Source organism: Bacillus cereus group sp. BfR-BA-01349 (assembly GCF_022663795.1).
Classification (GTDB): domain Bacteria; phylum Bacillota; class Bacilli; order Bacillales; family Bacillaceae_G; genus Bacillus_A; species Bacillus_A cereus.
Genome location: NZ_JAKUGE010000001.1, coordinates 176,181 through 201,814, shown reverse-complemented (window position 1 = coordinate 201,814; position 25,634 = coordinate 176,181). Strand labels below are relative to the sequence as shown.

Sequence of the window (25,634 nt, the reverse complement as noted above, 5' to 3'; positions counted from 1 at the left end):
ACGGTCTTTATTTTTCTAAACCAAGTGCTTTATTATTACGATCAATAATACGTTGTAAATTCGTCTCATATAAAGGAATCTCATCTATTGTTAATTGAGATGGTGTTAACTTTGGAGCGAATTGCTGCAATGTTTTTAAAAGATGCATCATTAAATCTTGTACTGTAATGGTTTCGCCAAGTAATTCTGAGAGTGAGGCCATCGTACTTGGTACAATTTCAGGGTACGTAAAGCGTGTTTCTTCCCCTTGAATTGCTAGGCTGTAAAAATCACGAACGAGTGCGGCACGCTCAGAGCCACTTCCGGTAGCGCAGAGATAGATTTGGACAGCGACACCGCCGCGAATACGACGTTGTGAAATACCAGCGAATTTTTGATCGCGAATACTTAAGTCATAACTACCAGGACAGTAAGAGCCGACAATTTCTTTTGCCTCGATAGTAACGTCGTAATCCTTTAACATCTCCTTAATCAAATGCCACATTGTATCGTATCCAAGATCGATATCGATACCTTTTTCTGTTTCTTGGAATAAAAGTGATACGTTTAAAACACCTTCATCAAGCACGACCGCAAGCCCGCCAGAATTACGGACAATAACATTGAAGTTGTTTTGTTTTAAAAAAGAAATACCTTCTTCTAAATGCGGAAGGCGTGAATCTTGAATGCCAAGGACAATTGTATTGTGATGAACCCAAGAACGCATTGTTGCGGCTGACTTGCCATTTCCAATGCTTGTGCATAATGTGTCATCCATTGCGAATGACTGAAGTGCATGGAATGTTGGTCCCAAACTAGATTGATCTACAATGCGCCACTCTGGCTGAGATAAAATGGAACGGGAATTGCTCATATAACTAACCCCTTATCTTTAAAATGACAATCTCTATTATAGCAAAAAATGAAGAATGGAGTTTTCTCACATATAAAGGGGGAGCTTATAGGTGAAATAATAAAAAGGATGCATTACATGCATCCTTTTTATTCTGCAATTTTTTCTAAATTACCGTTTCGGTCCATTCGGAAAGATATTTGAGAACGTTCTTCGTCATCCATGACTGCCAATTTACGAGCTCGGTTCATAATGTTCATAAGTGTTTCGTAATCTTCTTGTACAGTATGAGATTGCTTTTCCAATTTTTCTAGTTTCTTTTCTAGGTCCTCATTCCGAAGGATTTGTGCTTTAATTTCTTGTTTCAATCTCGTATTCTCGTTTTCAAGAGCTGTCACTTTTATATTTGAAGATCCGACTGTTTGTAAAAAATAAATAACATCTTGCATTGTCATAGAGCTTCTTGCAGCAGGAGCAGTAGATTCTTGATATGGAATAGCTTCTTTATATTGTACGATTGATTCTTCTTGTACTAATTCTTCATAATCAGTTATCGAATCTGAAGCTGGTGGTGTATAAAGTAAACGTTTTTTTGCTTGTTCACCGCTTGCAGCACGCATTTTATCTTTACGATGTTTTTTTGCTAGTTGAAGAGCTTGTTCGTAGCTATAGCGAACAACAGCATTCCAGCGGAAACCACAAGCAGCAGATGTACGATTTAACTGATCCCCTACTTCCTCAAATGCATTTAATTGCGTACTTCCTTCTCTAACATGACGAAGTACCGTTTCAGCAAGTAATAAATCATCCTCATCTGTCCAAGCATCTTGTCTTACTTTCATAGATTCAACTCCCTTTCTTTTTATGAACTTCCTATTTTTATAATGGGCAAAAAAATAAACTTTTATACAAAGCTTTTAAAAATATGGTAGATTTCGATGAAAGGTAAAAATTTTCCCATGAATGGTGAGCGCTTCTGTAGAAGAGCATATAAATATGTAGCATTATGTAGAGAATAGGCTTTGTAGGGAAACTTGCAACGAGCTTCAAAGAGCGGTAAAATACCATTTAGTGTTTATTTTTAAATGTACTTGAGAAAAGTTTAAAATAGAGGAAGTGTTATATAATGGGAAACGAGTTTCGCGTGTGCGATGACTGTCAGGCAACGAACGTTAAAACGTTAGTTCCGAAGTTAAAAAAAGTAGATTCATGTGCAACGATTGAAGTTGGATGTCAGTCTTACTGTGGTCCTGGTCGTAAAAAATCATTCGCATTTGTAAATAACCGTCCAGTTGCGGCTCCAACAGAAGATGAGTTAATCGCAAAAATTGAAGCAAAGTTAAATAAGTAAGAAAAAGAAGAGTGAAAAGATTACTCTTCTTTTTTATGCCCATAAGAGGAATGATTTATTCTGCGAAAGTACTCTTGTGTGGACGAACGTTTTCTAAAGGATAGATATAACTTTTGTATTGAAATTCCAATTTATATTTCAAAATAATGGTTGACAGTCTTTTAAAGCGATAGGTAGAATAGAAGTGTCTGATTCTGATAATCATTATCAGGAAAATAACAATTCACCTAATTTTTTTATTACTATTTGAGAATAAATTTCATTTCAATAAATATATGTTGTTAGTTAGGATGGTTGAGGGATGGAAGCGAGCGCAAGCAGTATAGAACAGCAAGAAGAGAATGTTAAAGAGATTAAGAGCAGACCGCTTATCGCTTCTATTATTTTAGTAGCGGGTACAGTTTTGTTAGCTTTAAGCATGGCAGTTTCTATTTCTTTTGGGGCTGCAGATATTAGTTTAAAGACTGTATGGCAAGCTGTATTTCAGTTTGATGGATCTATTACACATCATAATGTAATTCAAGAGCTTCGCATGCCTAGAGCAATAGGGGGCGTAGTTGCAGGTGCCTTTTTAGCGGTATCAGGAGCAATTATGCAAGGTATGACGCGAAATCCACTTGCTTCACCATCGTTAATGGGGATTACAGATGGGGCTGTATTTGGAATTGCAATTATGTATGCATTTTTTCCTAATTCACCTTATTTAATGTTTGTTATCGCATCTTTTATTGGAGCTGCGTTTGGTGCAAGCATTGTATATGGAATTGGGTCTTCTTCACCAGGTGGATTAACACCTGTGAAATTAGCTTTAGCAGGTGCAGCTATTAGTGCTTTATTAGGGGCAATTTCATCTGGAATCGCATTGTATTTCAATCTTGCCCAAGAGGTAAGCATGTGGAATGCAGGCGGAGTTGCTGGAGTGAAATGGCAAAGTATTAATATGTTAGTGCCAATTGGCCTTGTTTGTCTTTTTATCGCAATTATGATGTCGAGATATATTACAATTTTGAGCTTCGGTGAAGAAATTGCAATTGGACTTGGTCAAAATACGACATTGATTAAATTTATCGGAACAGTACTTGTTCTTATTTTAACGGGTTCCGCAGTTTCCATGGCAGGATCAGTTGGATTTGTTGGTCTTGTAATTCCGCATATGACTCGTTTTCTTGTAGGCTCGGACTATAGATGGGTTATTCCATGTTCTGCGGTCTTAGGTGGGCTGTTAATTGAATGTGCAGATATGTTATCTCGCGTTATTAACCCGCCATTTGAAACGCCAATTGGAGCAATTACAGCGCTAATTGGGGTTCCATTCTTCCTCTACTTAGCACGTAATGAAGGGAGAGGAAAGATGTGAGGACGAGTGTCTTAACAAAAAAGAACATTTCTATATTAACGATTTTAGTAGGACTAATCGTTTCTATATTTCTTATTAGTTTAAATACAGGAACTTTTAAAATCCCGCCAATGGACGTATTAAAGTCATTGGTTGGACTAGGGGCTGAAGATCAGTCTGTTATTTTATTTGAATTCCGTATGCCGCGTATGGTAATTGCTATACTAGTTGGATCTGCTTTAGCTATGTCAGGTGCGATTTTGCAAGGTTTATCACGAAATCCGCTTGCTGATCCAGGTATTATAGGTATTAATGCTGGAGCGGGATTAACAGTTGTTATATTCGTCTACTTCTTCTTCGGGAAAGTAGGGACTGGTACATTTTTATCTGTATTCATTCTTCCATTCTTCGCACTAGTTGGAGCGATATTAGCAGCGGTAATTATTTATTTACTAGCATGGAAAGACGGCGTTTCATCGACTCGATTAATACTTGTCGGTATTGCCGTTGCAGCTGGATTTGGAGCTGTTAGTTTAATTTTCTCTATGAAGATGACATCTAACGATTTTCGTTTTGCTACGATTTGGCTGGCGGGAAGTCTATGGGGTACAGATTGGAAATTCGTATTAAGTGTACTTCCATGGATGGTTATTTTCTTACCGCTTGCTATAAGTAAAGCACACATATTAAATGTAATGAACCTAGGCGATTCTACAGCAGTTGGCCTTGGTGTAAACGTAGAAAAAGAAAGACGTAAATTATTATTTATTGCAGTTTGTTTAGCAGGTGCATCTGTTGCTGTTGCAGGCGGAATTGGCTTTATCGGTTTAATGGCCCCGCATTTAGCAAGGCGCCTTGTTGGTGGTAAACATCAAATTATGTTGCCCACAGCTGCGCTAATAGGAACGTTTTTACTTTTATTTGCAGACGTAATTTCAAGAAGTGTATTAACAACTTCAGAAATACCAGTCGGTCTTGTTATTTCTGTAATTGGTGCACCATATTTCATTTATTTACTTATGAGGACAAAATAAAGGGAGGCTTTTCGTATGGCAACTTTAGCGGTGGATGCGGTATCTGTTGGCTATAATGAAGGTTTAATTATTGACGGGTTAACAGTTGAAATTCCGGAAGGGAAAATTACAACAATTATTGGACCAAATGGTTGTGGGAAGTCCACATTATTAAAAACGGCGTCTCGTATTTTGAAGGCAAAGCAAGGTACTGTTTATCTTGACGGAAAAGCAATTGAGAAACAGCCAACGAAAGAAATTGCAAAGAAAATGGCGATTTTACCACAAACTGCAGAAGTGCCAACGGGTCTTACTGTATTTGAGCTTGTGTCATATGGAAGATTCCCTCATCAAAAAGGGTTTGGCACGTTGAAAGAAGAGGATTATCGCTACATTAACTGGGCACTTGAAGTGACAGGAATGAAAGAATTTGCGAATCGTCCAGCAGAAGCGCTATCAGGTGGCCAACGTCAACGTGTTTGGATCGCAATGGCTCTTGCACAAGGAACAGAATTACTTGTATTGGATGAACCAACAACGTACTTAGATATGGCTCATCAATTAGAAGTATTAAACTTATTGAAAAAGTTAAATGAAGAAGAAGGTAGAACGATTGTTATGGTTATCCATGACTTAAACCACGCTTCTCGTTTCTCTGATCATATGATTGCATTAAAAGCAGGTAAGTTAATGAAACAAGGAACACCAGATGAAGTTATGATAAGTGAAACACTTCGTAACGTATTTGAGATTGAAGCTCAAATCGTTCCATGTCCAGTAAACTGTAAGCCAATTTGTTTAACATATGATTTAGCGATGATTAGTAATCAATTGCGTAAAAAAGCATAAGTAGAACCCCCTCGTAAAGAGGGGGCTTCTAATGGACGTTGAGCTTCTTATATATGAATGGGAAGTTGAACGCCCGTTAGAATGGGTTATTAACAACAGTTAATAAATATATATTAATTAATTGTTATCTTTGTTTCTTATAGTTCATTGTAACTTATAAGATAAATACAGCTAGAAGGAGTGGGAACATGAAGAATTTTAAAATGGCACTATTAGCAATGGTACTAGTTGTGACTTCTGTACTATTTGCAGCTTGTTCTAACAAAGAAGAAGAAAAGAAAGCAGATGCAAAGACTGAAGAGCGCACTGTAAAACATGCAAAAGGGGAAATTAAAATTCCTGCAAACCCAAAGAAAATTGCTGACCTTAGTGGTTCAACAGAAGAATTACTAATTTTCGGTATGAAACCGGTTATTACTGCTAATACATCTCAAGAAAAAATTGATGCACATATTGAAAAGAAACTAAAAGATGTTAAACCAGTTGGTTCTGCTTGGGGCGATAAAATTAACATCGAAGCAGTAGCTGCTGCAAAACCAGATTTAATTCTTGTAAATAATCGTCAAGAAAAGATTTATGATCAATTATCTAAAATTGCACCAACAGTTATGTTAAACACTCCATTAGATCAATGGCGTCCAAAATTCGAAGAAGTAGGTCAAATCTTCGGTAAAGAAAAAGAAACAAAAGAATGGTTCAAAAAGTATGATGAAAAAGCAAGCAAATTACATGACAAAATCGTCGCTAAAACTGGTGAAGCAACATTTATGAAAATGGCTGCATATCCAAATGCTTTCCGCGTATACGGTGACTACGGTTACGGTAGCGTAATCTTTAATGATTTAAAACTACCAGCAGTTAAAGGTACACCAACTGATAAACCGTTAGTACAAGTACAAAAAGAAGCTTTAATCGATTACAACCCAGATTACTTATTCGTATTTACAACTGGTGACGGTTCTCAGCGCTTAAAAAAATTCCAAGAAGAATCAATTTGGAAAAACATGAACGCTGTTAAAAATAACCACGTATTTACAATTAAAAATGAAGACTTAAACAAAGGTTACTTCCCACTAGGGAAAGATATGATCTTAGACGAAGTTGCTGAATTCGTTTTAGGTAAATAATGTATAAAGGAAATCACTTTTACTTCGGTAAAGGTGATTTTTTCTTTTTATAAAGGGAATTAATACAGTCTTTTATTTCTTTCTGTTTCTCATTTCGGTTATAATATAAAGTAAGAATGTAGTAAAGAAAGGGGGATGTCGGAAAGTGGTATATTTAAACGACAAACTCAGCGAAACAAAAGTGTTTAAAGACCCAGTACATAAATATGTGCACGTGCGTGATCGTGTTATTTGGGATTTAATCGGAACGAAAGAATTTCAACGCTTGCGCCGTATTAAGCAGCTTGGAACGACATTTTTTACATTTCACGGTGCAGAGCATAGTCGCTTTACTCATTCGTTAGGTGTATACGAAATTATTCGTCGTATGATTGATGATGTGTTTGATGGCAGACCAAATTGGAATGCTGAAGATAGATTGTTATGTTTATGTGCGGCATTACTTCATGATGTCGGCCACGGCCCATTTTCTCACTCGTTTGAAAAAGTATTTTCATTAGATCATGAGAAATTTACGCAAAAGATTATCGTAGGCGATACGGAGATTAATGATGTATTAAGTCGTGTTGATAAGGAGTTTCCACAAAAGGTAGCAGATGTAATTGCAAAAACGTCTACTAATAAATTAGCGATTAGTATGATTTCGAGTCAAATTGATGCGGATCGTATGGATTATTTATTAAGAGATGCTTATTTTACAGGCGTAAAGTATGGAAACTTCGATATGGAACGTATACTGCGTGTAATGCGTCCGTATGGGAATCAAGTAGTCATTAAAAATAGTGGTATGCATGCTGTTGAGCATTACATTATGAGTCGTTATCAAATGTATTGGCAAGTATATTTCCACCCGGTAACGCGAAGTGCAGAAGTTATTTTAACGAAGATTTTACACCGTGCGAAATCACTGCACGAGAAGTATTATACATTTAAAAATCATCCTGTTCATTTCTATTCTTTATTTGAAGAAGAAGTAACAGTAGAGGATTATTTAAAGTTAGACGAGAACGTTATGTATTACTACTTCCAAGTATGGCAGGAAGAAGAAGATCCAATTTTAAGCGATTTATGCCGCCGTTTTATGAATCGAAATCTATTTAAATATGTAGAGTTTACAGATAAACACGGTTTAGATAATTGGATGGAATTAAGTAGTTTATTTAAAAAGATTGGACTTGATCCGGAGTATTATTTAGTAGTCGATTCAACATCAGACTTACCGTATGACTTTTATCGTGCAGGAGAAGAAGAAGAGCGTCTACCAATCCTACTTCTTATGCCAAACGGAGAGCTTAGAGAGCTTTCACGTGAGTCGGATATTGTTGAGGCGATTACAGGTAAGAAAAGAACGGATCAAAAGCTATTCTATCCGCATGATTTAATCTATGAAGATGGAAGAAAAGGAAAATATAAAGAGAGAATTATTGAGTTGTTAGAAGGAAAGAAATAAGAAGCAGCTAATGGCTGCTTCTTATGAAAAAACTTGAAATTATTTGTCGCTTAAGCGTTTTCCGCCAACTGCATAATGGTTTTTAGACATTTCTTCGATGAAAACAACGATGTTTTCTTCAGGAGCACCAGTTGTTTCGCTTACTGCTGCTGTTACTTTCTCAGCAAGAGCTTTCTTTTGTTCTTCTGTGCGTCCTTCTAGCATTTTCACTGTTACGTATGGCATGTACAATCGCTCCTTTTATGTAAGTTACACTCTTATTATAGCGGATTATAGGGAAGAACAATCGAAAAAACAAATAATTTCTTTTTTTGACATATGGAAGAGGAGATGAAGCATGGATCAGTTATTTAGATACCCGTTGCACCAAATTCCTTTGGTAGCAATGGCCATTATTATCGCATTATCAGTTCATGAATTTGCACATGCATATGTAGCATATAAATTTGGAGACGATACAGCAAAGAGACAAGGTCGTTTGACTTTATCACCGATGGCACACTTAGATCCTATAGGTTTGATTGCAGTATTAATTCTTGGATTCGGTTGGGCAAGACCGGTTCCTGTTAACCCATATAACTTTAAAAGACCGCGTCTTGCAGGTGTATTAGTTTCAATTGCGGGGCCGATTAGTAATTTAATTTTAAGCGCAATTGGTTTAATTATTTGGTATAGCTTATTAAAATTTGGTGTATTATACTCAATTCCATCTGCAGTAGCAGATACGTTAGCTCAATTTTTCCAGATTTTTATTATGCTGAATATCGTTTTACTTGTATTTAACTTATTACCGATCCCGCCACTTGATGGGTATCGTGTAGTGGAAGATTTAGCGCCAGCAAATATTCGCGCGAAAATGACACAGTATGAAAAATACGGGGCAATTGCGTTATTAATTCTCGTTATTACACCGCTTAGTAATTACACAATTCAACCTATTTTCCAGGTAGTTATTCCGCATGTATTTGTATTTTTAGATAGCATCATTGCGCCTATTTTTGGCCTTTTATAATTTTTAAGTGAGGAGGATTTTACATATGACAGAGAAAAAGAAAAAAATCGGTTTTAATATCGTGAAAAATGATTCAACAGATGGACATGGTGGATTTGGTGTTGGGGCATTAAGCTTAGAAAACATTTCACCTGTATTTGTTGATGTACTAGAGAAAACTGCATTCGTTGATATTGGTGCGATGCACGCGCGTAGTACAGTAGAAAAAGGTATTAAGTTTTTAACAAATAAAGATGAAGTTCCAAACGGAAAACCATTTTGGCTTGTTTGGGTAACGATTGAAAGAACTGCGACAGGTGCGTATTACGCAGGTGTAACAGCTTGTGAAATGACAGTAGACCGTGAAATTCGCCGCGGATATAAATCACTTCCAGAGCACGTAAATAAAATGGATAAATCATTGAAGCGTCACATTATGGTTGAACATATGGATGAATCATCTAAAAAAGTACTTGGTACGTTCTTGAAAGAACATAATGAAGCGATTTGGAACGAATCTAGTGAAGAATTGCGCCGTGCATTATTAAGTGAATAAAAAATAGCTGACGGATGCCCGTCAGCTATTTTTTTACCAAGGAAGATATTTTTTCCACCAACTTGTTTTTTTCTTTTCTTCAGTCGTTTTTTCAAATTCTTCTTTATCATCGACGTGATCCATACAATATTCAGTCGGTTCGGTACCTTTAGCGAAATACATTTTCACAGAAATAGGACAATTTTTTGTAGCAATTTTACCGTTCTCTGGATTGATATTAACCGCTACGACGTCACTTGGTTGTTTAAATTCTTTTTTTGGTTGTCCATCTAACCCTTTCTCCATCGTATCAGTCCATATTTTCTTCGCATATCCTTGTTCTGCTACGTTTGAAATAGATTTAGGTTGATCATATCCGACCCACACACCAGTTACGATTTGCGGAGTAAATCCAATCATCCAACTATCCGTTTCAGTAGAACCAGATTTGCCGGCATATGTTCTTGATAGTTTGGATAACATCGATTGACCAGTTACAGCAGCATAGCTGCTTAGTTTCTTATTAAACATACCAGTCATCATTTCTTCCATTACAAACGCTTTGCTCTTGTCGAGAACTTGTTTACTCTCTAAATGAGCATCGTATAATATATTTCCTTCATGATCCATAATGCGGCGAATGAAAGTAGGTTTTACTTCTTTTCCACCGTTTGCGAACATGCTATAAGCGTTAACCATTTCAATTGGTTTTACTGGTGATGTACCAAGAGCTAGAGAAGGAACATCTTTTAATGCACTTTTAATTCCAAATTGTTTCGCTGTTTTTGCAAGCGCGTCATCGCCTAAAAACAAATTCGTTTTCACAGCATAAATGTTATCAGAGACTGCGAGAGCTTGTGCCATCGTTACGAAATCATCTGCATAATAATCTTTATAGTTCTTCGGTTTATACTTTGAAACGCCGTCACCTAAGGTGAATACAGTATATTCGCTTTTTAAGCGCGTAGCAGGCGTGAATCCTCGTTCTAATGCCGCATAATATAGAAATGGCTTAAATGTAGAACCAGGTTGACGAATGGCTTGTGTAGCCCTGTTAAATTGACTTGTAGTATAATCAGTTCCACCAACAAGAGCAGCCACTTCACCTGTCTTTGGATTCATAGAGACGAGAGCAGTTTGTATGTTTGTTGTGTCAGGTATGTGATCTTTTACAGCTTGTTCTGCTACAGCTTGTAGTTTAGGGTCTAGCGTTGTATAAATTCGTAAGCCACCTCGTTGTAAAGCTTGTTCGTCTAATCCAACATCACGAAGAAGCGAAGCTTGTACAGCATTTTGGAAATATGGTGCGACCTCTGCTACTTTTTTCGTATCTAATGAGGCAAAAGTTAGTGGCTCTTTCTTCGCTAAGGCTGCTTGTTGCTTCGTAATATATCCTTGTTCTACCATTTCATCTAATATGAGAGCTTGTCGTCCTTTCGCACGATCCTCTTTCAAAAAGGGCGAATAGACACTTGGCCCTTTCGGGATACCTGCGAGCATACTAGCTTCTGCTAATGTTAACTCTTTTGCTGTTTTATCGAAATATAGACGGGACGCAGCTTCGATGCCATAAGCGCCATGTCCGTAATAAATTGTGTTTAAATATCCTTCTAAAATATGATTTTTATTATAATTCACCTCAAGGCGAATTGTGTACATTGCTTCTAATAGTTTACGTTTCCACGTTTTATCATGATCTAAGTAAAGGTTACGAGCATACTGTTGTGTAATCGTACTAGCACCTTGGACTTTTGCCATCGCTTTTAAATCGGCAACAATGGCACCAGCAATACGTTTCATATCAAAGCCATGATGTTTGTAGAATCGTTGATCTTCAATAGATAGTGTCGCCTCTTTTACATAAGGTGAAATTTCATTAAGAGATACATTGTAACGTTTTTGCATTTCATTACTTTGTCCTATAACAGTGTCATCATTTGCGTAAAAGACGCTTGTTTGCGGGACCGCAACAGGAGGAGGTCCCATAATTTTTGCAACTATAATAATAACAAAAAAAGAAAAAACGAAGAAAAGGACGCAAGAAAACATTGCGGTGAAGAAAAGACGTTTATATTTTTTAAGTTTTGGATTCATAGTTTGATCCATCTTTTTTCAGCCCCTCATTAATACAAGCGTTATTGTATTAGTATTGAGGGTTTTCATTTATTTTAAACAATGAAATTTCGAAAATAAAAAAGCCCCTTCCATTAAGAAAGGAGCTCAAAGGCACGTGCTGGCCAATCAGTAATGATGACATCTACACCATAATCAATCATAGTTTGTAAATCTTTGTATTCATTAATTGTATATGGACGGAAAACATACCCTTGCTCTTGTGCTAACTGCACAAATTCTTTCGTTAATAACTGGAAGTTTGGATGTAATCCATTTGCTTCTCTATGTTTTGCTTCGGCAATTGGATCAGCAAGTGGTGTATCATATAAAATTGCTCTTGGGATTTCAGGAGCAATTTCTGCTAATAATGAAACAGAGTCATGGTTAAATGATGAAAATACAATTTGATTAGAAAGATGATATTCACGCACAAGTGCAACAGCTTTTTCCTCAATATTTGGGTAATGAATAACATCTGTCTTTAATTCAATATTTAGTTGTAAGTTCGTTGTGGAAAGCCAAATGAAAACCTCACGCAACGTTGGGATTTTTGCTTCATGGAAAGAAGGGTCTTTATAGCTACCAGCGTCCAATGATTGTAGTTCCTCTACCGTTTTTTCCGAAACAAGTCCAACGCCATTTGTTGTATGATCGACGGTTTCATCGTGAATTACGACAAGTTCACCATCTTTTGATAAGTGGACATCGAGTTCAATTCCGTGAGCGCCAATGCGTTCTGCTTCTTGGAAGGCAATCATCGTATTTTCGGGATGTGTTCCTTTTACTCCGCGGTGAGCGAAAATAAGTGGTTTACTCATGTGAAATTCTCCTTACTATCTCTTTTCTTTCATTATGAAACTGCTTTAGGGAAAATACAATTGAATATGACAAACATTTACAAAAGTCTAACAGTTGCAGAAAAGTTAACGTTAACGTAAAATGTAATAATTAAGTGAAGGGAGGAATAAACATGTATAAAATTGATGAAGTAACAAAGCAAGTCGGTTTAACAAAACGTACACTTCGTTATTATGAGGAAATTGGTTTAATTCATCCCCCTGAACGTAGTGAGGGGAACATTCGCCTGTATACAGACGGGGATATCGCCAGAATTAAAAAAATTGTGGAAGCGAAAGAAGTGTTAGGAATTACGCTTCAAGAGATGCAGCATTTTTTATCGTTAAAAGAAAGAATGGAGCAAAGAAGAAGTAGTGAAAATCCTCGTGACCGTGAAGTGATTCAAGAAATTAAAGAGATGCTTGAACAACAAGTGCAAACGCTAGACGAAAAAATGGAGCAAATGCAACGTGTAAAGGCAGAACTCGAAGATAGTTTACATCGTGCAGTAACATTTTTAGAGAACACAAAAGGAGAGTAATCAAAATGGAGAGCAAACAAAAACTAGGGAGATTGATTACAGTGGTGGCTACCTTCCTTGCCTTTTCGGGTATAGGGGTAGTTGACCCAATTTTGCCAATTATTGCTGAGAAAATCGGTGCAACGCATTGGCAAGTTGAAATGTTATTTACCGCTTATATTTTAACGATGGCAATCATGATGTTACCAGCTGGTATATTTGCATCGAGATTTGGTGATAAACGAATGATGACAATCGGCCTTGCAATTGTGACTGTATTTGCGTTTATATGCGGTATATCGCAAACGATTGCTCAATTATCTCTTTTCCGCGCTGGATGGGGATTAGGAAATGCGATGTTTTTTGCTACAGCAATGACGCTATTAATAGCATTAAGTAAAGAAGTTCATGAAGCAGTAGGATTATACGAAGCAGCTATCGGTTTAGGCATGGCTGGCGGACCATTATTAGGCGGGATATTAGGTGGTCATTCTTGGCGTTATCCGTTTTTCGCGACGAGTATTTTAATTTTCTTAGCATTTATTTTAGTATTCTTTTTTGTAAAAGAACCAGAGCGAAAAGTGAAGCGTAAAGTGGCAGGCGTAGGAGAATTAGTTAACCTGGTGAAGTATAAACCGTTTATGCAAGGTGCGATTTCAGGAATGTTATACTACTACGGATTTTTCGTTGTGTTAGCATATTCACCACTTATTATGCATTTATCAGCTATTCAATTAGGCTTTGTATTTTGCGGATGGGGGCTCGCGTTAGCTTACGGTTCTGCAATTTTAGCACATAAGCTAGAAGGGAAATATGAACCAAAAACATTATTAAAGGGTAGTTTACTCGTATTTGCGATTTTCTTAATTGCACTATTCTTTGTGAAAATTATGTGGTTACAAATTACTCTTATCGTTTTATCAGGATTGGCATCTGGCTTAAACAATGCATTATATACAAGTTATGTAATGGATATTTCACCTTATGAAAGATCTGTTACGTCAGGTGTTTATAACTTTGTTCGTTGGTTAGGTGGTGCGATTGCTCCAATTTTATCAGGAATTATCGGTCATACTGTTTCACCACAAAGTCCGTTTTTAGTAGGTGGAATTGTTGTGTTAGTTGGTTGTATTATGATCCTAATTCCAATTCGTAAACCAGTAGAAATAGAGACAAAAGCCCTTTCTTAAGAAAGGGTTTTCTTTCCTTTTACGGTGCAAACCCTTTCCGCACATATGTTAGAACCCTCTGACTAAAATATATTTTCGGTATTTTTGTACTTTTAACTATACATTTTGGATGTTTTGTTTTATTTTTGTTAGGGGACATTAATGATGTCCCTATTATAAATTTGCATTGAAAGGCGTGATTGTACGATGGAACTATGGTTCACTGAAAAACAAACAAAACATTTTGGGATTACGGCGCGTATTAACCGCACATTACATACGGAGCAAACAGAATTCCAAAAACTAGATATGGTTGAAACGGAAGAGTTCGGAAACATGCTTATTTTAGACGGCATGGTTATGACAACAGAAAAGGACGAGTTCGTTTATCACGAAATGGTAGCGCACGTACCTTTATTTACACATCCAAATCCTGAGAACGTATTAGTTGTTGGCGGCGGCGATGGCGGTGTTATTCGCGAAGTGTTAAAACACCCAAGTGTAAAGAAAGCAACTCTTGTTGAAATCGATGGAAAAGTAATTGAGTACTCTAAACAATACTTACCATCAATCGCAGGTGCATTAGATAATGAGCGTGTAGAAGTAAAAGTAGGAGACGGTTTCCTACACATCGCAGAAAGCGAAAATGAATACGACGTAATTATGGTAGATTCTACTGAGCCAGTAGGGCCAGCAGTAAACTTATTTACGAAAGGTTTCTACGCTGGAATCTCTAAAGCGTTAAAAGAAGATGGTATTTTTGTTGCACAAACGGACAACCCTTGGTTTACACCAGAACTAATTACGACTGTGTTTAAAGATGTAAAAGAGATTTTCCCAATTACTCGTTTATACACAGCTAATATTCCAACATACCCAAGTGGTCTTTGGACGTTCACAATTGGATCTAAAAAACATGATCCACTAGAAGTAAGTGAAGAGCGTTTCCACGAAATCGAAACGAAATACTACACAAAAGAATTACACAATGCAGCATTCGCATTACCGAAATTTGTTGGCGATTTAATTAAGTAAGAGAATTGTATCAAACAAATAAAGTGTAAGTAGCTCATTTAAGGTGTTTGTCCAGAAGACTTGAACATGCTAGCTACTTACACTTCTGTAGAGAAAATCGTCTTCTTGTTGTTAAAAAGAAGACCCGGTAAATCGAGAAAGAGGAGCAATTCGCTCCAAATTTGAGAAATAGTGAAAGGTTGGGATACCTTAAGTTCCACATAAGGAGGAAAAGAATATGCGTTTTGATGAAGCTTATTCAGGTAAAGTATTTATTAAAAGTCATCCAAGTTTTGAAGAGTCAAAGGTAGTTATTTATGGGATGCCTATGGATTGGACAGTAAGTTACCGTCCGGGATCTCGTTTTGGCCCTGCACGTATTCGTGAAGTATCAATCGGTCTTGAAGAATATAGCCCGTATTTAGATCGTGAACTAGAAGAGGTAAAATATTTTGATGCGGGTGATATCCCATTACCATTTGGAAACGCACAACGCAGCTTAGACATGATTGAAGAGTATGTATCAAAACTTTTAGATGCCGATAAGTTTCCACTAGGTCTCGGCGGTGAGCACCTAGTGTCTTGGCCAATTTTTAAGGCAATGGCAAAAAAATATCCGGATTTAGCAATCATCCACATGGATGCTCATACTGATTTACGTGAATCGTATGAAGGGGAGCCTTTATCCCACTCTACACCAATTCGTAAAGTGTGTGATTTAATTGGTCCGGAAAACGTATATTCTTTCGGAATTCGTTCTGGAATGAAGGAAGAATTTGAATGGGCGAAAGAAGTAGGTATGAACTTATACAAATTTGACGTATTAGAACCGTTAAAAGAAGTATTACCGAAACTTGCTGGCCGCCCAGTCTATGTCACAATCGACATTGATGTATTAGACCCAGCTCACGCTCCAGGAACAGGAACGTTAGAAGCTGGCGGTATCACATCTAAAGAATTATTAGATTCCATCGTAGCAATTGCAAATTCAAATATAAATGTAGTTGGAGCAGACTTAGTAGAAGTAGCTCCAGTCTACGACCATAGTGATCAAACATCAGTCGCAGCAAGCAAATTCGTGCGGGAAATGCTGCTCGGTTGGGTGAAATAAAAGTGAAGCCGACTGTTTAGACCCGGTGACTAAGGTTCTTTCCTGCAAAAGGTGCTTTTTACCTTTTGGCAGGGAAGGTTCTTAGACGCAAGGGTCTAGGAGGCGTAACTGGATAAAATAAAAGCGGAAGCGGCTCGCTCAGAATGTGAGGGGGATGGAGCTTCAGACGTAGAGGCGCTTTTTGCCTCGAAGGAAGAAGCGAAGCCACCGATCATTCTAGCCGCTGCAGCTAGATAAAGTAAGAGCCCTCTATATGATTAGAGGGCTCTTACTTTGTCGTTATGTGTCGGTAAGTCGATATATTAAAAAAATCGCTGATATATTTAAAAAACCGCCGATATAATTTCATTTACCGTTACGCAACACAAAAAAGAGCTATTCTCAAACGATGGGAATAGCTCTTTTTTTATGCAACCTTCTCTTCCGAAGTAACTCCGCGAATTTCATCAGCAGAGCGGATTGGATATTTACGGAACACAATAGATCCAATGTATCCGACAATAGTGGTAACGATTCCACATAGTACGGCAGCGATCGTTACTTTTATAACGTCATTAAATCCGAATAGGACAAGAAGACCTGGAATTGGTGATGCTGTTCCTGGTGCATTATTAACAAGTTGGAATAGCGATGTAATAATACCGGCAAGTGCACCGCCAACGAAATTTGTCATATAGATAGGAATTGGATTTGCTGAGACAACATCGGCTTGTGTTAAAGGCTCGATTGCTACAGCAATTGTATCTTTCTTTGAACAAATTTTTAATCGTTTAAAGAAAATAAAGTTCATCGGGGCTGAGGCCGCAACGGCAAGACTACCAATCGCCATTGGTAAACCTGTTAATCCAAGCATTGCAGTTAGTGCCATAGAACTCAGTGGAGAGGTAGAAATAACTGTTATTAATCCACCAAGCATAATACCCATAATGATAGGACTTTCTGTAGTTGCAACTGAAATCATAGAACCGATTTTACCGAGTGTTGCGTTAACGAGCGGATCCATAAGCATTGCCATTCCGCGTGAGATTGGTGCAGCGATAAATAGGATTGCTAAAAATTCCACGCCAGCTGGTAATTTCTTTTCGAGAAATTTCACGACGAAAGCACAAACGTATCCAGCGAAAAATCCTGGTAAAATACCGAATCCACTAGTAGCGATACCAATTAAAACAGCGTATACGGGGGAAACACCGATTGCTAATGCGACTAAAATCGCTGCTGCGACACCGCTCATACTACCGGAAGCTTCTCCTACTGATTGTAAAAAGTCATTATGAAACATTTCTCCACCTATATAACGGTGAAATGCTTCAATAAGAAAACTTGCGATTGCTGCATTAGCTAAAGCACCCATCGCCTTCATTCCATAAGGCGCACGGTAACTAAAAAGTGTAAATAGACAAAGTACAACAAGTAATAGTGCTAAACCTTGCAAGATAGCCATTTGAAAACTGTCTCCTTTGATTTTTGTAATAAAAATTCGTATCATTCAATAATAATATAAAAGTGTATGAAACGGAAAAATTTTTTCTTGGGAACTTGCTGTAAGAAAAAATCCCTTACAATAATGTAAGGAAAGTGTAAGACTTTTAGATAGAGTATAGTATGCTCTTTTCCGTATAATACAAGTATAGATATAATACTAGTGAGAAAGAAGTGCAAACAGGAGGTTCATGTATGAAATTGGTAATTAAAGTTTTAGCTGTATTCGCCATTATTCTAGGTGGAACAGCGTATTATTTGAACACAAAAACAGAAGGTGTACATGCTTTTGTAGACAACTTCTTTTCAAATAAAGAAATACAAGATTATTATGCGGTTATAGATAAAGGTGAGAAAAAAGACGGAGAATACTTGTATACTTTTAAAGGGTATACAGAAGACGGAAAGTTACAGATCATTAAAAGAATGATGAACCGTGAATTGCATACGGGGGCGTTTATAAAAATTTATGCAAAAGGTATGCAAGGAAAAGGATGGGCTGAAATCCCGAAAGAATCTATTCCACAAAAAGCGTTGGAAAAAATAGAAAAACCATAAAAGGAGCGACTCATTCGCTCCTTTTTAGTGCGTTAAAATAGTGATAGATGTTTTTTCCTTGTTAGAAATAATTTTTGCACGTCCACCAATTGGAAAAGTGAAAATCGGGGTTGTATGCCCGAAACTTGCGTTTGCAATGATAGGAATATGTGCAAGTTCAGGTTTTGAAGCAATCATTTCTTGAATGTCTTCTATCGTACATTCTGCACCTTTTTGCATCTTTCCTATAATGATTCCCTTTATGTATTCAAAATCTTGCTGCTGCATAAGGGAATGTAAATAACGATCAAAAGTTTTAAGAGTAGATGTTCCAGTTAAACTATCTTCTTCAATAAATAAAATTTTGTTCTTTAAATTTGGCATATATGGTGTGCCTTGCAGTAAGTTAAATGTGCTCATATTGCCACCGATAATATCTCCCGTAGCTTCTCCTTCCTGAATTGAAACGTATCCTTCATTTTTAATAAATTCTCGATTTTCCTGATCTATATACCAAGAATCATCGCTCCATGTTTCAGATGGCAGGACTTCAATAGGCTCATTAGAAGTTAAGCACTTTAAAAAGTAATCGGTTGTATACTCGAGCCCTTTCTCCATTCCAAAGGAAGAGAAATGGGGTCCTGAATATGTAACGAGACCTGTTTTTGCGTAAATTGCATTATTTAAAGCAGTAATATCTGAATAACCACAGAAAAATTTCGGGTTTTTACGAATTAGATCATAATCGAGATGTTTCAATAAACCATTGGAGTTGTATCCGCCAAGTGTCGTCAAAATAGCTTTTACATTAGGGTCTCCAAATGCTTTATGGAGGTCTTGAATGCGGGAAGAAATAGAAGAGGAAGCAAATCGATCTATCTCATCGGCATATTTTGAGAATGTAACTTGAAAGCCCATGTCGGTTAATCTTTTTATAGCAAATTTTTTATTTTCATTTGAAACAATACTTAAACTACACGATGGTGAAATCACTCGTATTTCATCACCCTTTTTTAACTTTGTTGGTATCACTATATTCACCTCTTTAATTGAAAGAATATTAAGATTTAAAAAATATTTTATCATATGAAATAAAGTAGAAGTGAATTATTTTTTGAAATGGAGTTTTCCTGATTTTTCAGCAGACAGACAGAGTCTTTTTTTGATATGATAGGAAAAGTGATTTATTATAAGTAGTATTTAATATCTATAACATTTGAAAGGTGTGCAAGACGTGGAGAAACAACTTGCAGGCTTGCCGGTACACGTTCATTTCGTAACAGAAATCCGTGAAGGGGCGAGGAAGGAAACCGTTGCTTTTGAAGCAAATGGTCAATACTATGTAAAAGGTCAAGGTACATATGTAACATTCCAGGAGCCGAACGAACAAGGCGAAGTGAAAACAATTATTAAAATTCAAGATGAACAAGTTCTCATTATGCGTTCAGGTGCTGTTTCTATGCGTCAGACGCATGTGAAAGGTGAATGGACAACTGGTACGTATACGAGTGAACTTGGTACGTTTGCATTGCAAACAAAGACTGATAACGTTCTTTTTAAATGGTCGGATGAAAAGAAAAAAGGACAACTCTTCTTAACTTACGCATTGCTTCTAAGTGAACAAGAAGCTGGCAGATATACTATTACAATTAATTTGAAGGAGGCAAAATAATGAATTCCTTAGAACAAGTAAAAGGATTGATTAAAGAAGAAATTCAGGCTGCTGTATTAAAGGCAGAATTAGCGACAGAAGAACAGATTCCAACCGTTGTATTAGAATCTCCAAAAGATAAAACAAATGGTGACTTCTCTACAAATATGGCAATGCAACTTGCACGCGTTGCGAAGAAAGCACCTCGTATGATTGCAGAAGAACTAGTTGCAAACTTCGATAAAGCAAAAGCTTCTATTGAAAAAATCGAAATCGCTGGTCCTGGTTTTATTAACTTCTATATGGATAATAGCTACTTAACAGATTTAATTCCAACAATCGTAAACGCTGGTGAAGCTTACGGTGAAACGAATACTGGTAAAGGTGAAAAAGTACAAGTTGAGTTCGTATCTGCGAATCCAACAGGTGACCTTCACTTAGGGCATGCACGTGGTGCGGCAGTAGGTGATACTTTATGTAACCTATTAGCAAAAGCAGGCTACGATGTATCTCGTGAGTACTACATTAATGATGCTGGTAACCAAATTCATAACTTAGCTCTTTCTGTTGAAGCTCGTTACATGCAAGCTTTAGGCTTAGATAAAGAAATGCCAGAAGACGGTTACCATGGTGCGGATATCATTGGAATCGGTAAACGTTTAGCTGAAGAATTCGGCGATCGTTATGCGAAAGCTGATGAAAAAGAAAGCTATGAATTCTACCGTGAGTACGGTTTAAAATATGAATTAGCAAAACTTCAAAAAGACTTAGAAAGCTTCCGTGTTAAATTTGATGTATGGTTCTCAGAAACATCACTATACAAAAACGGAAAAATCGATCAAGCTCTTGCCGTATTAAAAGAGCGCGAAGAGATCTTTGAAGAAGATGGAGCAACTTGGTTCCGTTCAATGACTTACGGTGACGATAAAAACCGTGTATTAATTAAAAACGATGGTTCTTACACATACTTAACGCCAGATATCGCGTATCACCGTGATAAATTAGAGCGTGGTTTTGATAAGTTAATCAACATTTGGGGTGCTGACCACCACGGTTACATTCCTCGTATGAAGGCTGCTATTCAAGCACTTGGTTACGATAAAGAAACACTTGAAGTAGAAATCATCCAAATGGTACAACTGTATCAAAACGGTGAAAAAATGAAGATGAGTAAGCGTACGGGTAAAGCAGTTACACTTCGTGAGCTTATGGAAGAAGTAGGCGTGGACGCAATGCGTTACTTCTTCGCAATGCGTAGCGGTGATTCTCATTTAGACTTCGATATGGACTTAGCTGTATCAAAATCTAATGAAAACCCAGTATACTATGCACAATATGCTCATGCTCGTGTATGCAGTATCCTTCGTCAAGGTGAAGAGTTAGGATTAGCTACAGGCGGAGATGTGAACTACAAGCTTGTTACTTCTGAGAAAGAAGTAGAGTTACTGAAAAAACTTGGTGAATTCCCAGCTGTAGTTGCGGATGCAGCACAAAAACGTCTGCCACACCGTATTACAAACTATGCATTTGAATTAGCAGCAACATTACACAGCTTCTACAATGCAGAAAAAGTATTAAACCAAGATAACTTAGAATTAAGTAAAGCTCGTTACGAGTTAATGAAGGCAGTACGCACTACACTTCAAAATGCATTAGCAATCGTAGGAGTATCTGCACCAGAAAAAATGTAATGAAGAAAAGCGGAAGCGGCTCGTTTAGAATAGGAGGGGGATGGAGCTCCTGACAGAGAGGCGTACTTTGCCTCGGAGGAAGGCGCGAAGCCACCGAGTATTCTAGCCGCTGGAACTGGACAATAAAGAAAAGCGGAGCCGACTGTTTAGTCCCGAAGGCTAAGGGTCTTTCCCACAGAAGATGCATTTTATCTTCTAGTGGGGAAGGTTCTTAGACAGAAGGGGCTAGGAGGCAGAGCTGGACATAAAGAAAAACGGAAGCGGACTTTCGTTTTTAAATAAAAGGCAATCACACGATGTTGTGATTGCCTTTTTATGTGGAGATAATAAAAAAATAAAATTTTATCAAACAAAAGAGGAATTTGCGTCGTCTTATATAAATGACAGGAGGCGTATGATGGAAGAAAAGATAGAAGAATTAATTGATATATATAAGAAGCAAATATATTCCTTATGCTATAAGTTAGCGAAAACGAAAGAAGATGCGGAAGATATTTTTCAAGAGACGTGGATAAAGGTTTTTTCATCAAGGCACCAACTTTCTTATGTGGATAATTATAAAAAGTGGATTACTACAATTTGCGTTCGTACATTTTATGACTTTTACCGCAAGAAGAAAAGATGGAAAGATCGCGTATTAGATTTATTTCATAAAGAAGATGGTGGAGAAGTAGAGTTTGTAGATGATGTGAATATATCAGAGGAAATCATTCAAAAGGTAGAAGCGGAAATGATATGGGAAGTTATACATTTATTAAATGAAAAATATAAAACGGTACTCGTACTCTATTACTATGAACAATATTCTTACAAGGAAATGAGTGAAATATTAAATATACCGATTGGTACGGTAAAGTATCGGCTTAATTATGGGAAAAAGAAAATGCGAGAACATTTGGAGGGGTTCGTTCATGAAGGAAGATAAATTTGAACAGAAAATAAAGAGCAGTTTAGCAGGAGAGATAATTCCAAGCGAAGAGCTAATCAATAACACGAAGCAGAGTGTGCGAAAGGCTCAGAAGTTAGAGAAGAGGTGGCTAATTAGTATTCATGCCATTTGGATTGTTTTGTTAACAATTGTTATAGAACAATTTATCACTCATTTGGATCATAAAATTCCTATGCTGATAGCAAGTGTGATTATGATGCACGTATACGTTCCGATATATGTTGTAATACAGTCATTTTTAAAGAAGGAGTATAAATTAGATGATAGAGTTCGCTAATCCATTTGTAGTATTTGAGATAGCTGGGATTACAATGTTTTTGGCTTTTATAGCACTTTTAATATGTGTTGCGTCATGGGTATATACAGATGCTAAAGCGCATCAAATGAGCAAAGGATGGAGTATTTTAGCAGTTATATTGCCATTCTTTATTGGGTTTTTATTATATATGGTAAGAAGAAGTAAAAAGAAGGTTGAAGGAGAATGTAAGGTGAATTTTGTTAAAAAACAGAAAGTAACATTAGTTGCGATATTGGCAAGCACAATGTTTGTATTACTTAGTGGTTTTACTTTTGCACAAACGTTAGATGATGCGTGGAGAGCCGGAGATATATATTTAGCAAATGAGAGGCAAGGGAAAACAAGTTACAAGGCAAAATTCTCATCATGGGATATTGCCGGTAAGGATATTGAATTTCAGTATGAAAAGGATACAGAAGTGACATTTTCTTATGAGACAGATGCAAAACGAGGAAACTTATGTTTTAGTGTGTATGAAAGACAAGGAGAAGGTATAAAAGAGTTAAAGGAAATTTGTGAATCGAAAAAAGGTACTTTTACAGTTACTTTAAAAGCAAATGAAGAATATGTATTGAATATAAGCGGATTAAAAGTAAAAGATGGATTTGTAAAAGTGAATTGGGAAGAGAAATAAAAGGGTCCTATAAAGGACCTCTTTTCTATTGAATAGTATAAGTAACAGAAAAACTAACAGGACTATAGTAAACGTAAGGTGCATGAAATTGAACATACATATTGCCATCTGTTTTTGCAGTGAAAATTCGGCCGTAACCATCAGAATAACGTCCAATAAGGTTATGATTTGAGTCATAAACACTGTAACTAGGAGTTTTGCTGTTAGGATGAATTGTTAGTTCTTGTCCTTTTTGAAGGAAAATAGGTTCTTGTTCAGAACTACCTCCAGTTTGCAAAGAATAAAATTTTGTAAAGCTTTGTTCTTGAGCGGCAGCAGCGACTTTTGTTTCAGGAATAAACGCAGTAGCTCCAGTAATTCCTGCTAAAGTTAATGCACCTGCTAAAATCATTTTTTTCATAATAGAAAAAGCCTCCTTATTAGTTGTAATCAGTTTTGTTATAGTTAATATTGTATACGATAATGGGTAGGATAAAATATGCTTTTATGCATATATATTTTTTCTCAATAAAATACCACTGATAAAATCAGTGGTATTTTAAATGATTAAGCAGCTTTCTGTTCAGTTTGAGGAACAGGTTTTTGAAGCGAGTTATAAACTCCTGTTCCGATAACGTCTAATGCCATTCTCATTCGTTCAGGTGAAATGTTTTCTAATACGTTATCTTGAGGTGTATGGTATACCTTCTCAATATGATAGATTAATGGATTCCAACTATCGACACCCATCCAAATGAATAGAGCAGCAGGAATACCAGCTTCAGCAAATGGAACATGATCACTAGAACCGAATTTACCTTGTAGGATGAGGTTATTATTTAGTTGTTTACCTGCTTGCAAGGCAGCGTCTGTTACAAAGTTTGTAGAGCCATCAGGTGTCATAGCATATAAATTCTTTGCTTTATCATAATTTGTTGCAACCATGTCGGCGTTAAAGACACCTAAAATACGGTCGCGTTCTTTTTGGGATAGACTATTCACGTAATAATCCGAACCAAGTAATCCAGTTTCTTCAGAACCAAAGGTAATAAAGCGAATTTCTTTATCAGTTTCTACATTTTGAAAAGCACGAGCTAGTTCTAATACTAATCCAGTTCCAGAAGCATTATCATTTGCGCCAGGTGCTCCGACAACACTATCATAGTGCGAGCTTACAACGACTGCTTTTTCATTACCTGTACTCTTTTTTGGTTTCTTTTTGGCGATAACATTTAGAGATGTTAATTTAGATTCATGTCTCGCTTTTAGGGAAAGAATTGTTGTCCCTTTTTTAGCGATTTCTTCTTTAAATGCATTTCCTTGCGCATAAGCAAGACCAAAGACAGGGATAGATTGCTTTTTCGTTAGGCGGGGATTGAAGGTTTGTCCATAATTTCCGCGCCCGCCAATTAAACTGTATAAAAGAACACCTTTTGCACCTTTGCTAACAGCATTTTCAACTTGTTTATTATAGTCGGTAACTGTCGTTCCTCTTTCAAATAAAACAATTTTACCGTTTACTTCATTTGGAATATCTTCTAATTTTGTCCCACCTTCAACAAAGATAAGGGGAGCTGTAACAGCTTCTGTAGAAATTAGTGCATTAGGAGCAGCACCAGCTTGCCAATTACGTTTTGTTGATAGTGGTGATTCAATGAATCCAACGTATTGATCGGGCACCTGAAATGGTTGATATTCTACGTCATAGCCCATTGATTTAAGCTGCATACCAATGTAACGAGAAGCCCATTCTTCGGATTTTGTTCCACCGGGGCGAGGACCAATTGTTTCAGATAAGAAACGAACATGTTCAATCGCGCGGTTTGGATCAATCTGTTTTGTAATAGATGGAGTTTGTGTAACCTCTGACGTGGAATCCGCTTTTGCTTGCCCAATTGGAGCTAAGCTAACAGCAAGTGATACAGCAAGCAAAGAGCTTACTATTTTTTGTTTCAATGATTTTCTCATTTTTTCCTCTCCTATTCTTCTATTCTCTCTGACTGACAAAAGAAGACGGATAATGACTTTATTTTACCTTCACACCCTTTGTTTTTCAATATTCTGACATTGAGAAATAAAAAACGATATATGCATATTTGCATATTTTTGAGGGAGATATGTATGCTATCATTTTAAACGAAGGTTCGCTTTCTACTCTGAAAG

General features: G+C 36.9%; 27 protein-coding genes. 18 read left to right on the top strand and 9 right to left on the bottom strand.

Annotated elements, in window-relative coordinates; translation table 11 throughout:
* Window positions 1–7: 7 nt before the first annotated feature.
* Both lipL and MR169_RS00925 read right to left on the bottom strand, forming a co-directional pair.
* The gene (gene lipL / locus MR169_RS00930; protein WP_242318756.1) at window positions 8–853 is read right to left on the bottom strand and encodes an octanoyl-[GcvH]:protein N-octanoyltransferase; all 846 of its coding nucleotides are present in this window, start codon (window positions 851–853) and stop codon (window positions 8–10) included.
* Window positions 854–981: 128 nt separating this feature from the next.
* Window positions 982–1,674 (bottom strand): RsfA family transcriptional regulator, encoded by a 693-nt coding sequence (locus MR169_RS00925; protein ID WP_242318755.1) that lies wholly within the window; start codon window positions 1,672–1,674, stop codon window positions 982–984.
* A 284-nt stretch (window positions 1,675–1,958) separates the two neighbouring features.
* Between MR169_RS00925 and MR169_RS00920 the strand changes: the two genes are divergently transcribed.
* The 6 genes from MR169_RS00920 (at window position 1,959) to MR169_RS00895 (ending at window position 7,958) form a co-directional block, all read left to right on the top strand.
* Complete coding sequence (locus MR169_RS00920; protein ID WP_000526078.1) at window positions 1,959–2,183, top strand: YuzB family protein; 225 nt, start codon at window positions 1,959–1,961, stop codon at window positions 2,181–2,183.
* Window positions 2,184–2,484: 301 nt separating this feature from the next.
* Window positions 2,485–3,540 (top strand): FecCD family ABC transporter permease, encoded by a 1,056-nt coding sequence (locus MR169_RS00915; protein ID WP_242318754.1) that lies wholly within the window; start codon window positions 2,485–2,487, stop codon window positions 3,538–3,540.
* Window positions 3,537–4,553, top strand: a complete 1,017-nt coding sequence (locus MR169_RS00910) for a FecCD family ABC transporter permease (RefSeq protein ID WP_001260757.1) — start codon at window positions 3,537–3,539, stop codon at window positions 4,551–4,553. The genes MR169_RS00915 and MR169_RS00910 overlap by 4 nt, the downstream gene beginning before the upstream one ends.
* 15 nt (window positions 4,554–4,568) lie before the next feature.
* Window positions 4,569–5,381, top strand: a complete 813-nt coding sequence (locus tag MR169_RS00905; RefSeq protein WP_242318753.1) for an ABC transporter ATP-binding protein — start codon at window positions 4,569–4,571, stop codon at window positions 5,379–5,381.
* 188 nt (window positions 5,382–5,569) lie between these two features.
* A complete protein-coding gene (locus MR169_RS00900) occupies window positions 5,570–6,508 on the top strand; it encodes an ABC transporter substrate-binding protein (protein ID WP_242318752.1) in 939 nt (312 codons plus the stop codon).
* A gap of 145 nt (window positions 6,509–6,653) precedes the next feature.
* The gene (locus tag MR169_RS00895) at window positions 6,654–7,958 is read left to right on the top strand and encodes an HD domain-containing protein (protein WP_000262730.1); all 1,305 of its coding nucleotides are present in this window, start codon (window positions 6,654–6,656) and stop codon (window positions 7,956–7,958) included.
* Between the two features lie 39 nt (window positions 7,959–7,997).
* Here the strand turns inward: MR169_RS00895 and MR169_RS00890 are convergent, their stop codons facing one another.
* Window positions 7,998–8,183 (bottom strand): 2-hydroxymuconate tautomerase, encoded by a 186-nt coding sequence (locus tag MR169_RS00890; RefSeq protein ID WP_001147171.1) that lies wholly within the window; start codon window positions 8,181–8,183, stop codon window positions 7,998–8,000.
* Between the two features lie 112 nt (window positions 8,184–8,295).
* Here MR169_RS00890 and MR169_RS00885 point away from each other — a divergent pair, with 112 nt between their 5' ends.
* Together MR169_RS00885 and MR169_RS00880 are read left to right on the top strand one after the other, a co-directional pair.
* Window positions 8,296–8,970, top strand: coding sequence for a site-2 protease family protein (locus MR169_RS00885; RefSeq protein ID WP_000372456.1), 675 nt, complete (start codon window positions 8,296–8,298; stop codon window positions 8,968–8,970).
* A 25-nt stretch (window positions 8,971–8,995) separates the two neighbouring features.
* Window positions 8,996–9,505 (top strand): YwhD family protein, encoded by a 510-nt coding sequence (locus tag MR169_RS00880; protein WP_016118957.1) that lies wholly within the window; start codon window positions 8,996–8,998, stop codon window positions 9,503–9,505.
* Window positions 9,506–9,538: 33 nt separating this feature from the next.
* On the opposite strand, the gene MR169_RS00875 is transcribed toward MR169_RS00880, so the two are convergent.
* Window positions 9,539–11,590 carry a transglycosylase domain-containing protein gene (locus tag MR169_RS00875; protein ID WP_242318751.1) on the bottom strand — a complete coding sequence of 684 codons (2,052 nt, stop codon included), beginning with the start codon at window positions 11,588–11,590 and terminating at the stop codon, window positions 9,539–9,541.
* A gap of 101 nt (window positions 11,591–11,691) precedes the next feature.
* Window positions 11,692–12,417: a glycerophosphodiester phosphodiesterase gene (locus tag MR169_RS00870; protein ID WP_242318750.1), complete on the bottom strand. Its 726-nt coding sequence runs from the start codon at window positions 12,415–12,417 to the stop codon at window positions 11,692–11,694.
* 152 nt (window positions 12,418–12,569) lie between these two features.
* Here MR169_RS00870 and MR169_RS00865 point away from each other — a divergent pair, with 152 nt between their 5' ends.
* The 4 genes from MR169_RS00865 to speB all read left to right on the top strand — a co-directional run bounded on the left by MR169_RS00865 (window position 12,570) and on the right by speB (window position 16,250).
* Complete coding sequence (locus MR169_RS00865) at window positions 12,570–12,977, top strand: MerR family transcriptional regulator (RefSeq protein WP_061664282.1); 408 nt, start codon at window positions 12,570–12,572, stop codon at window positions 12,975–12,977.
* 5 nt (window positions 12,978–12,982) lie between these two features.
* Window positions 12,983–14,146, top strand: a complete 1,164-nt coding sequence (locus tag MR169_RS00860; protein WP_242318749.1) for an MFS transporter — start codon at window positions 12,983–12,985, stop codon at window positions 14,144–14,146.
* A 186-nt stretch (window positions 14,147–14,332) separates the two neighbouring features.
* Window positions 14,333–15,160 carry a polyamine aminopropyltransferase gene (gene speE / locus MR169_RS00855; RefSeq protein WP_000424696.1) on the top strand — a complete coding sequence of 276 codons (828 nt, stop codon included), beginning with the start codon at window positions 14,333–14,335 and terminating at the stop codon, window positions 15,158–15,160.
* Between the two features lie 217 nt (window positions 15,161–15,377).
* Window positions 15,378–16,250 (top strand): agmatinase, encoded by an 873-nt coding sequence (gene speB / locus MR169_RS00850; RefSeq protein WP_242318748.1) that lies wholly within the window; start codon window positions 15,378–15,380, stop codon window positions 16,248–16,250.
* Between the two features lie 406 nt (window positions 16,251–16,656).
* Here speB and MR169_RS00845 read toward each other — a convergent pair whose 3' ends face one another.
* Window positions 16,657–17,694 (bottom strand): PTS sugar transporter subunit IIC, encoded by a 1,038-nt coding sequence (locus MR169_RS00845; RefSeq protein ID WP_000996328.1) that lies wholly within the window; start codon window positions 17,692–17,694, stop codon window positions 16,657–16,659.
* A 233-nt stretch (window positions 17,695–17,927) separates the two neighbouring features.
* Here MR169_RS00845 and MR169_RS00840 point away from each other — a divergent pair, with 233 nt between their 5' ends.
* Window positions 17,928–18,290, top strand: a complete 363-nt coding sequence (locus tag MR169_RS00840; protein WP_000779920.1) for a YxeA family protein — start codon at window positions 17,928–17,930, stop codon at window positions 18,288–18,290.
* Window positions 18,291–18,314: 24 nt separating this feature from the next.
* Here MR169_RS00840 and MR169_RS00835 read toward each other — a convergent pair whose 3' ends face one another.
* Window positions 18,315–19,301, bottom strand: coding sequence for a S66 family peptidase (locus MR169_RS00835; protein ID WP_098616161.1), 987 nt, complete (start codon window positions 19,299–19,301; stop codon window positions 18,315–18,317).
* 202 nt (window positions 19,302–19,503) lie between these two features.
* Between MR169_RS00835 and MR169_RS00830 the strand changes: the two genes are divergently transcribed.
* From MR169_RS00830 to MR169_RS00810, 5 genes are all read left to right on the top strand, one after another.
* The gene (locus MR169_RS00830; protein WP_000414867.1) at window positions 19,504–19,941 is read left to right on the top strand and encodes a YwiB family protein; all 438 of its coding nucleotides are present in this window, start codon (window positions 19,504–19,506) and stop codon (window positions 19,939–19,941) included.
* Window positions 19,941–21,611: an arginine--tRNA ligase gene (argS, locus tag MR169_RS00825; RefSeq protein WP_098616160.1), complete on the top strand. Its 1,671-nt coding sequence runs from the start codon at window positions 19,941–19,943 to the stop codon at window positions 21,609–21,611. The genes MR169_RS00830 and argS overlap by 1 nt, the downstream gene beginning before the upstream one ends.
* A 397-nt stretch (window positions 21,612–22,008) precedes the next feature.
* The gene (locus MR169_RS00820; protein WP_000391477.1) at window positions 22,009–22,536 is read left to right on the top strand and encodes an RNA polymerase sigma factor; all 528 of its coding nucleotides are present in this window, start codon (window positions 22,009–22,011) and stop codon (window positions 22,534–22,536) included.
* Window positions 22,523–22,837: a hypothetical protein gene (locus MR169_RS00815; RefSeq protein ID WP_000656689.1), complete on the top strand. Its 315-nt coding sequence runs from the start codon at window positions 22,523–22,525 to the stop codon at window positions 22,835–22,837. Before MR169_RS00820 ends, MR169_RS00815 begins: the two co-directional genes overlap by 14 nt.
* Window positions 22,821–23,492 carry a hypothetical protein gene (locus MR169_RS00810; RefSeq protein WP_000568890.1) on the top strand — a complete coding sequence of 224 codons (672 nt, stop codon included), beginning with the start codon at window positions 22,821–22,823 and terminating at the stop codon, window positions 23,490–23,492. The genes MR169_RS00815 and MR169_RS00810 overlap by 17 nt, the downstream gene beginning before the upstream one ends.
* 25 nt (window positions 23,493–23,517) lie before the next feature.
* Here the strand turns inward: MR169_RS00810 and MR169_RS00805 are convergent, their stop codons facing one another.
* Both MR169_RS00805 and MR169_RS00800 read right to left on the bottom strand, forming a co-directional pair.
* Window positions 23,518–23,892 carry a hypothetical protein gene (locus tag MR169_RS00805; RefSeq protein ID WP_000738221.1) on the bottom strand — a complete coding sequence of 125 codons (375 nt, stop codon included), beginning with the start codon at window positions 23,890–23,892 and terminating at the stop codon, window positions 23,518–23,520.
* A gap of 146 nt (window positions 23,893–24,038) precedes the next feature.
* Window positions 24,039–25,439, bottom strand: a complete 1,401-nt coding sequence (locus MR169_RS00800) for a M28 family metallopeptidase (protein WP_001232213.1) — start codon at window positions 25,437–25,439, stop codon at window positions 24,039–24,041.
* Window positions 25,440–25,634 lie beyond the last annotated feature (195 nt).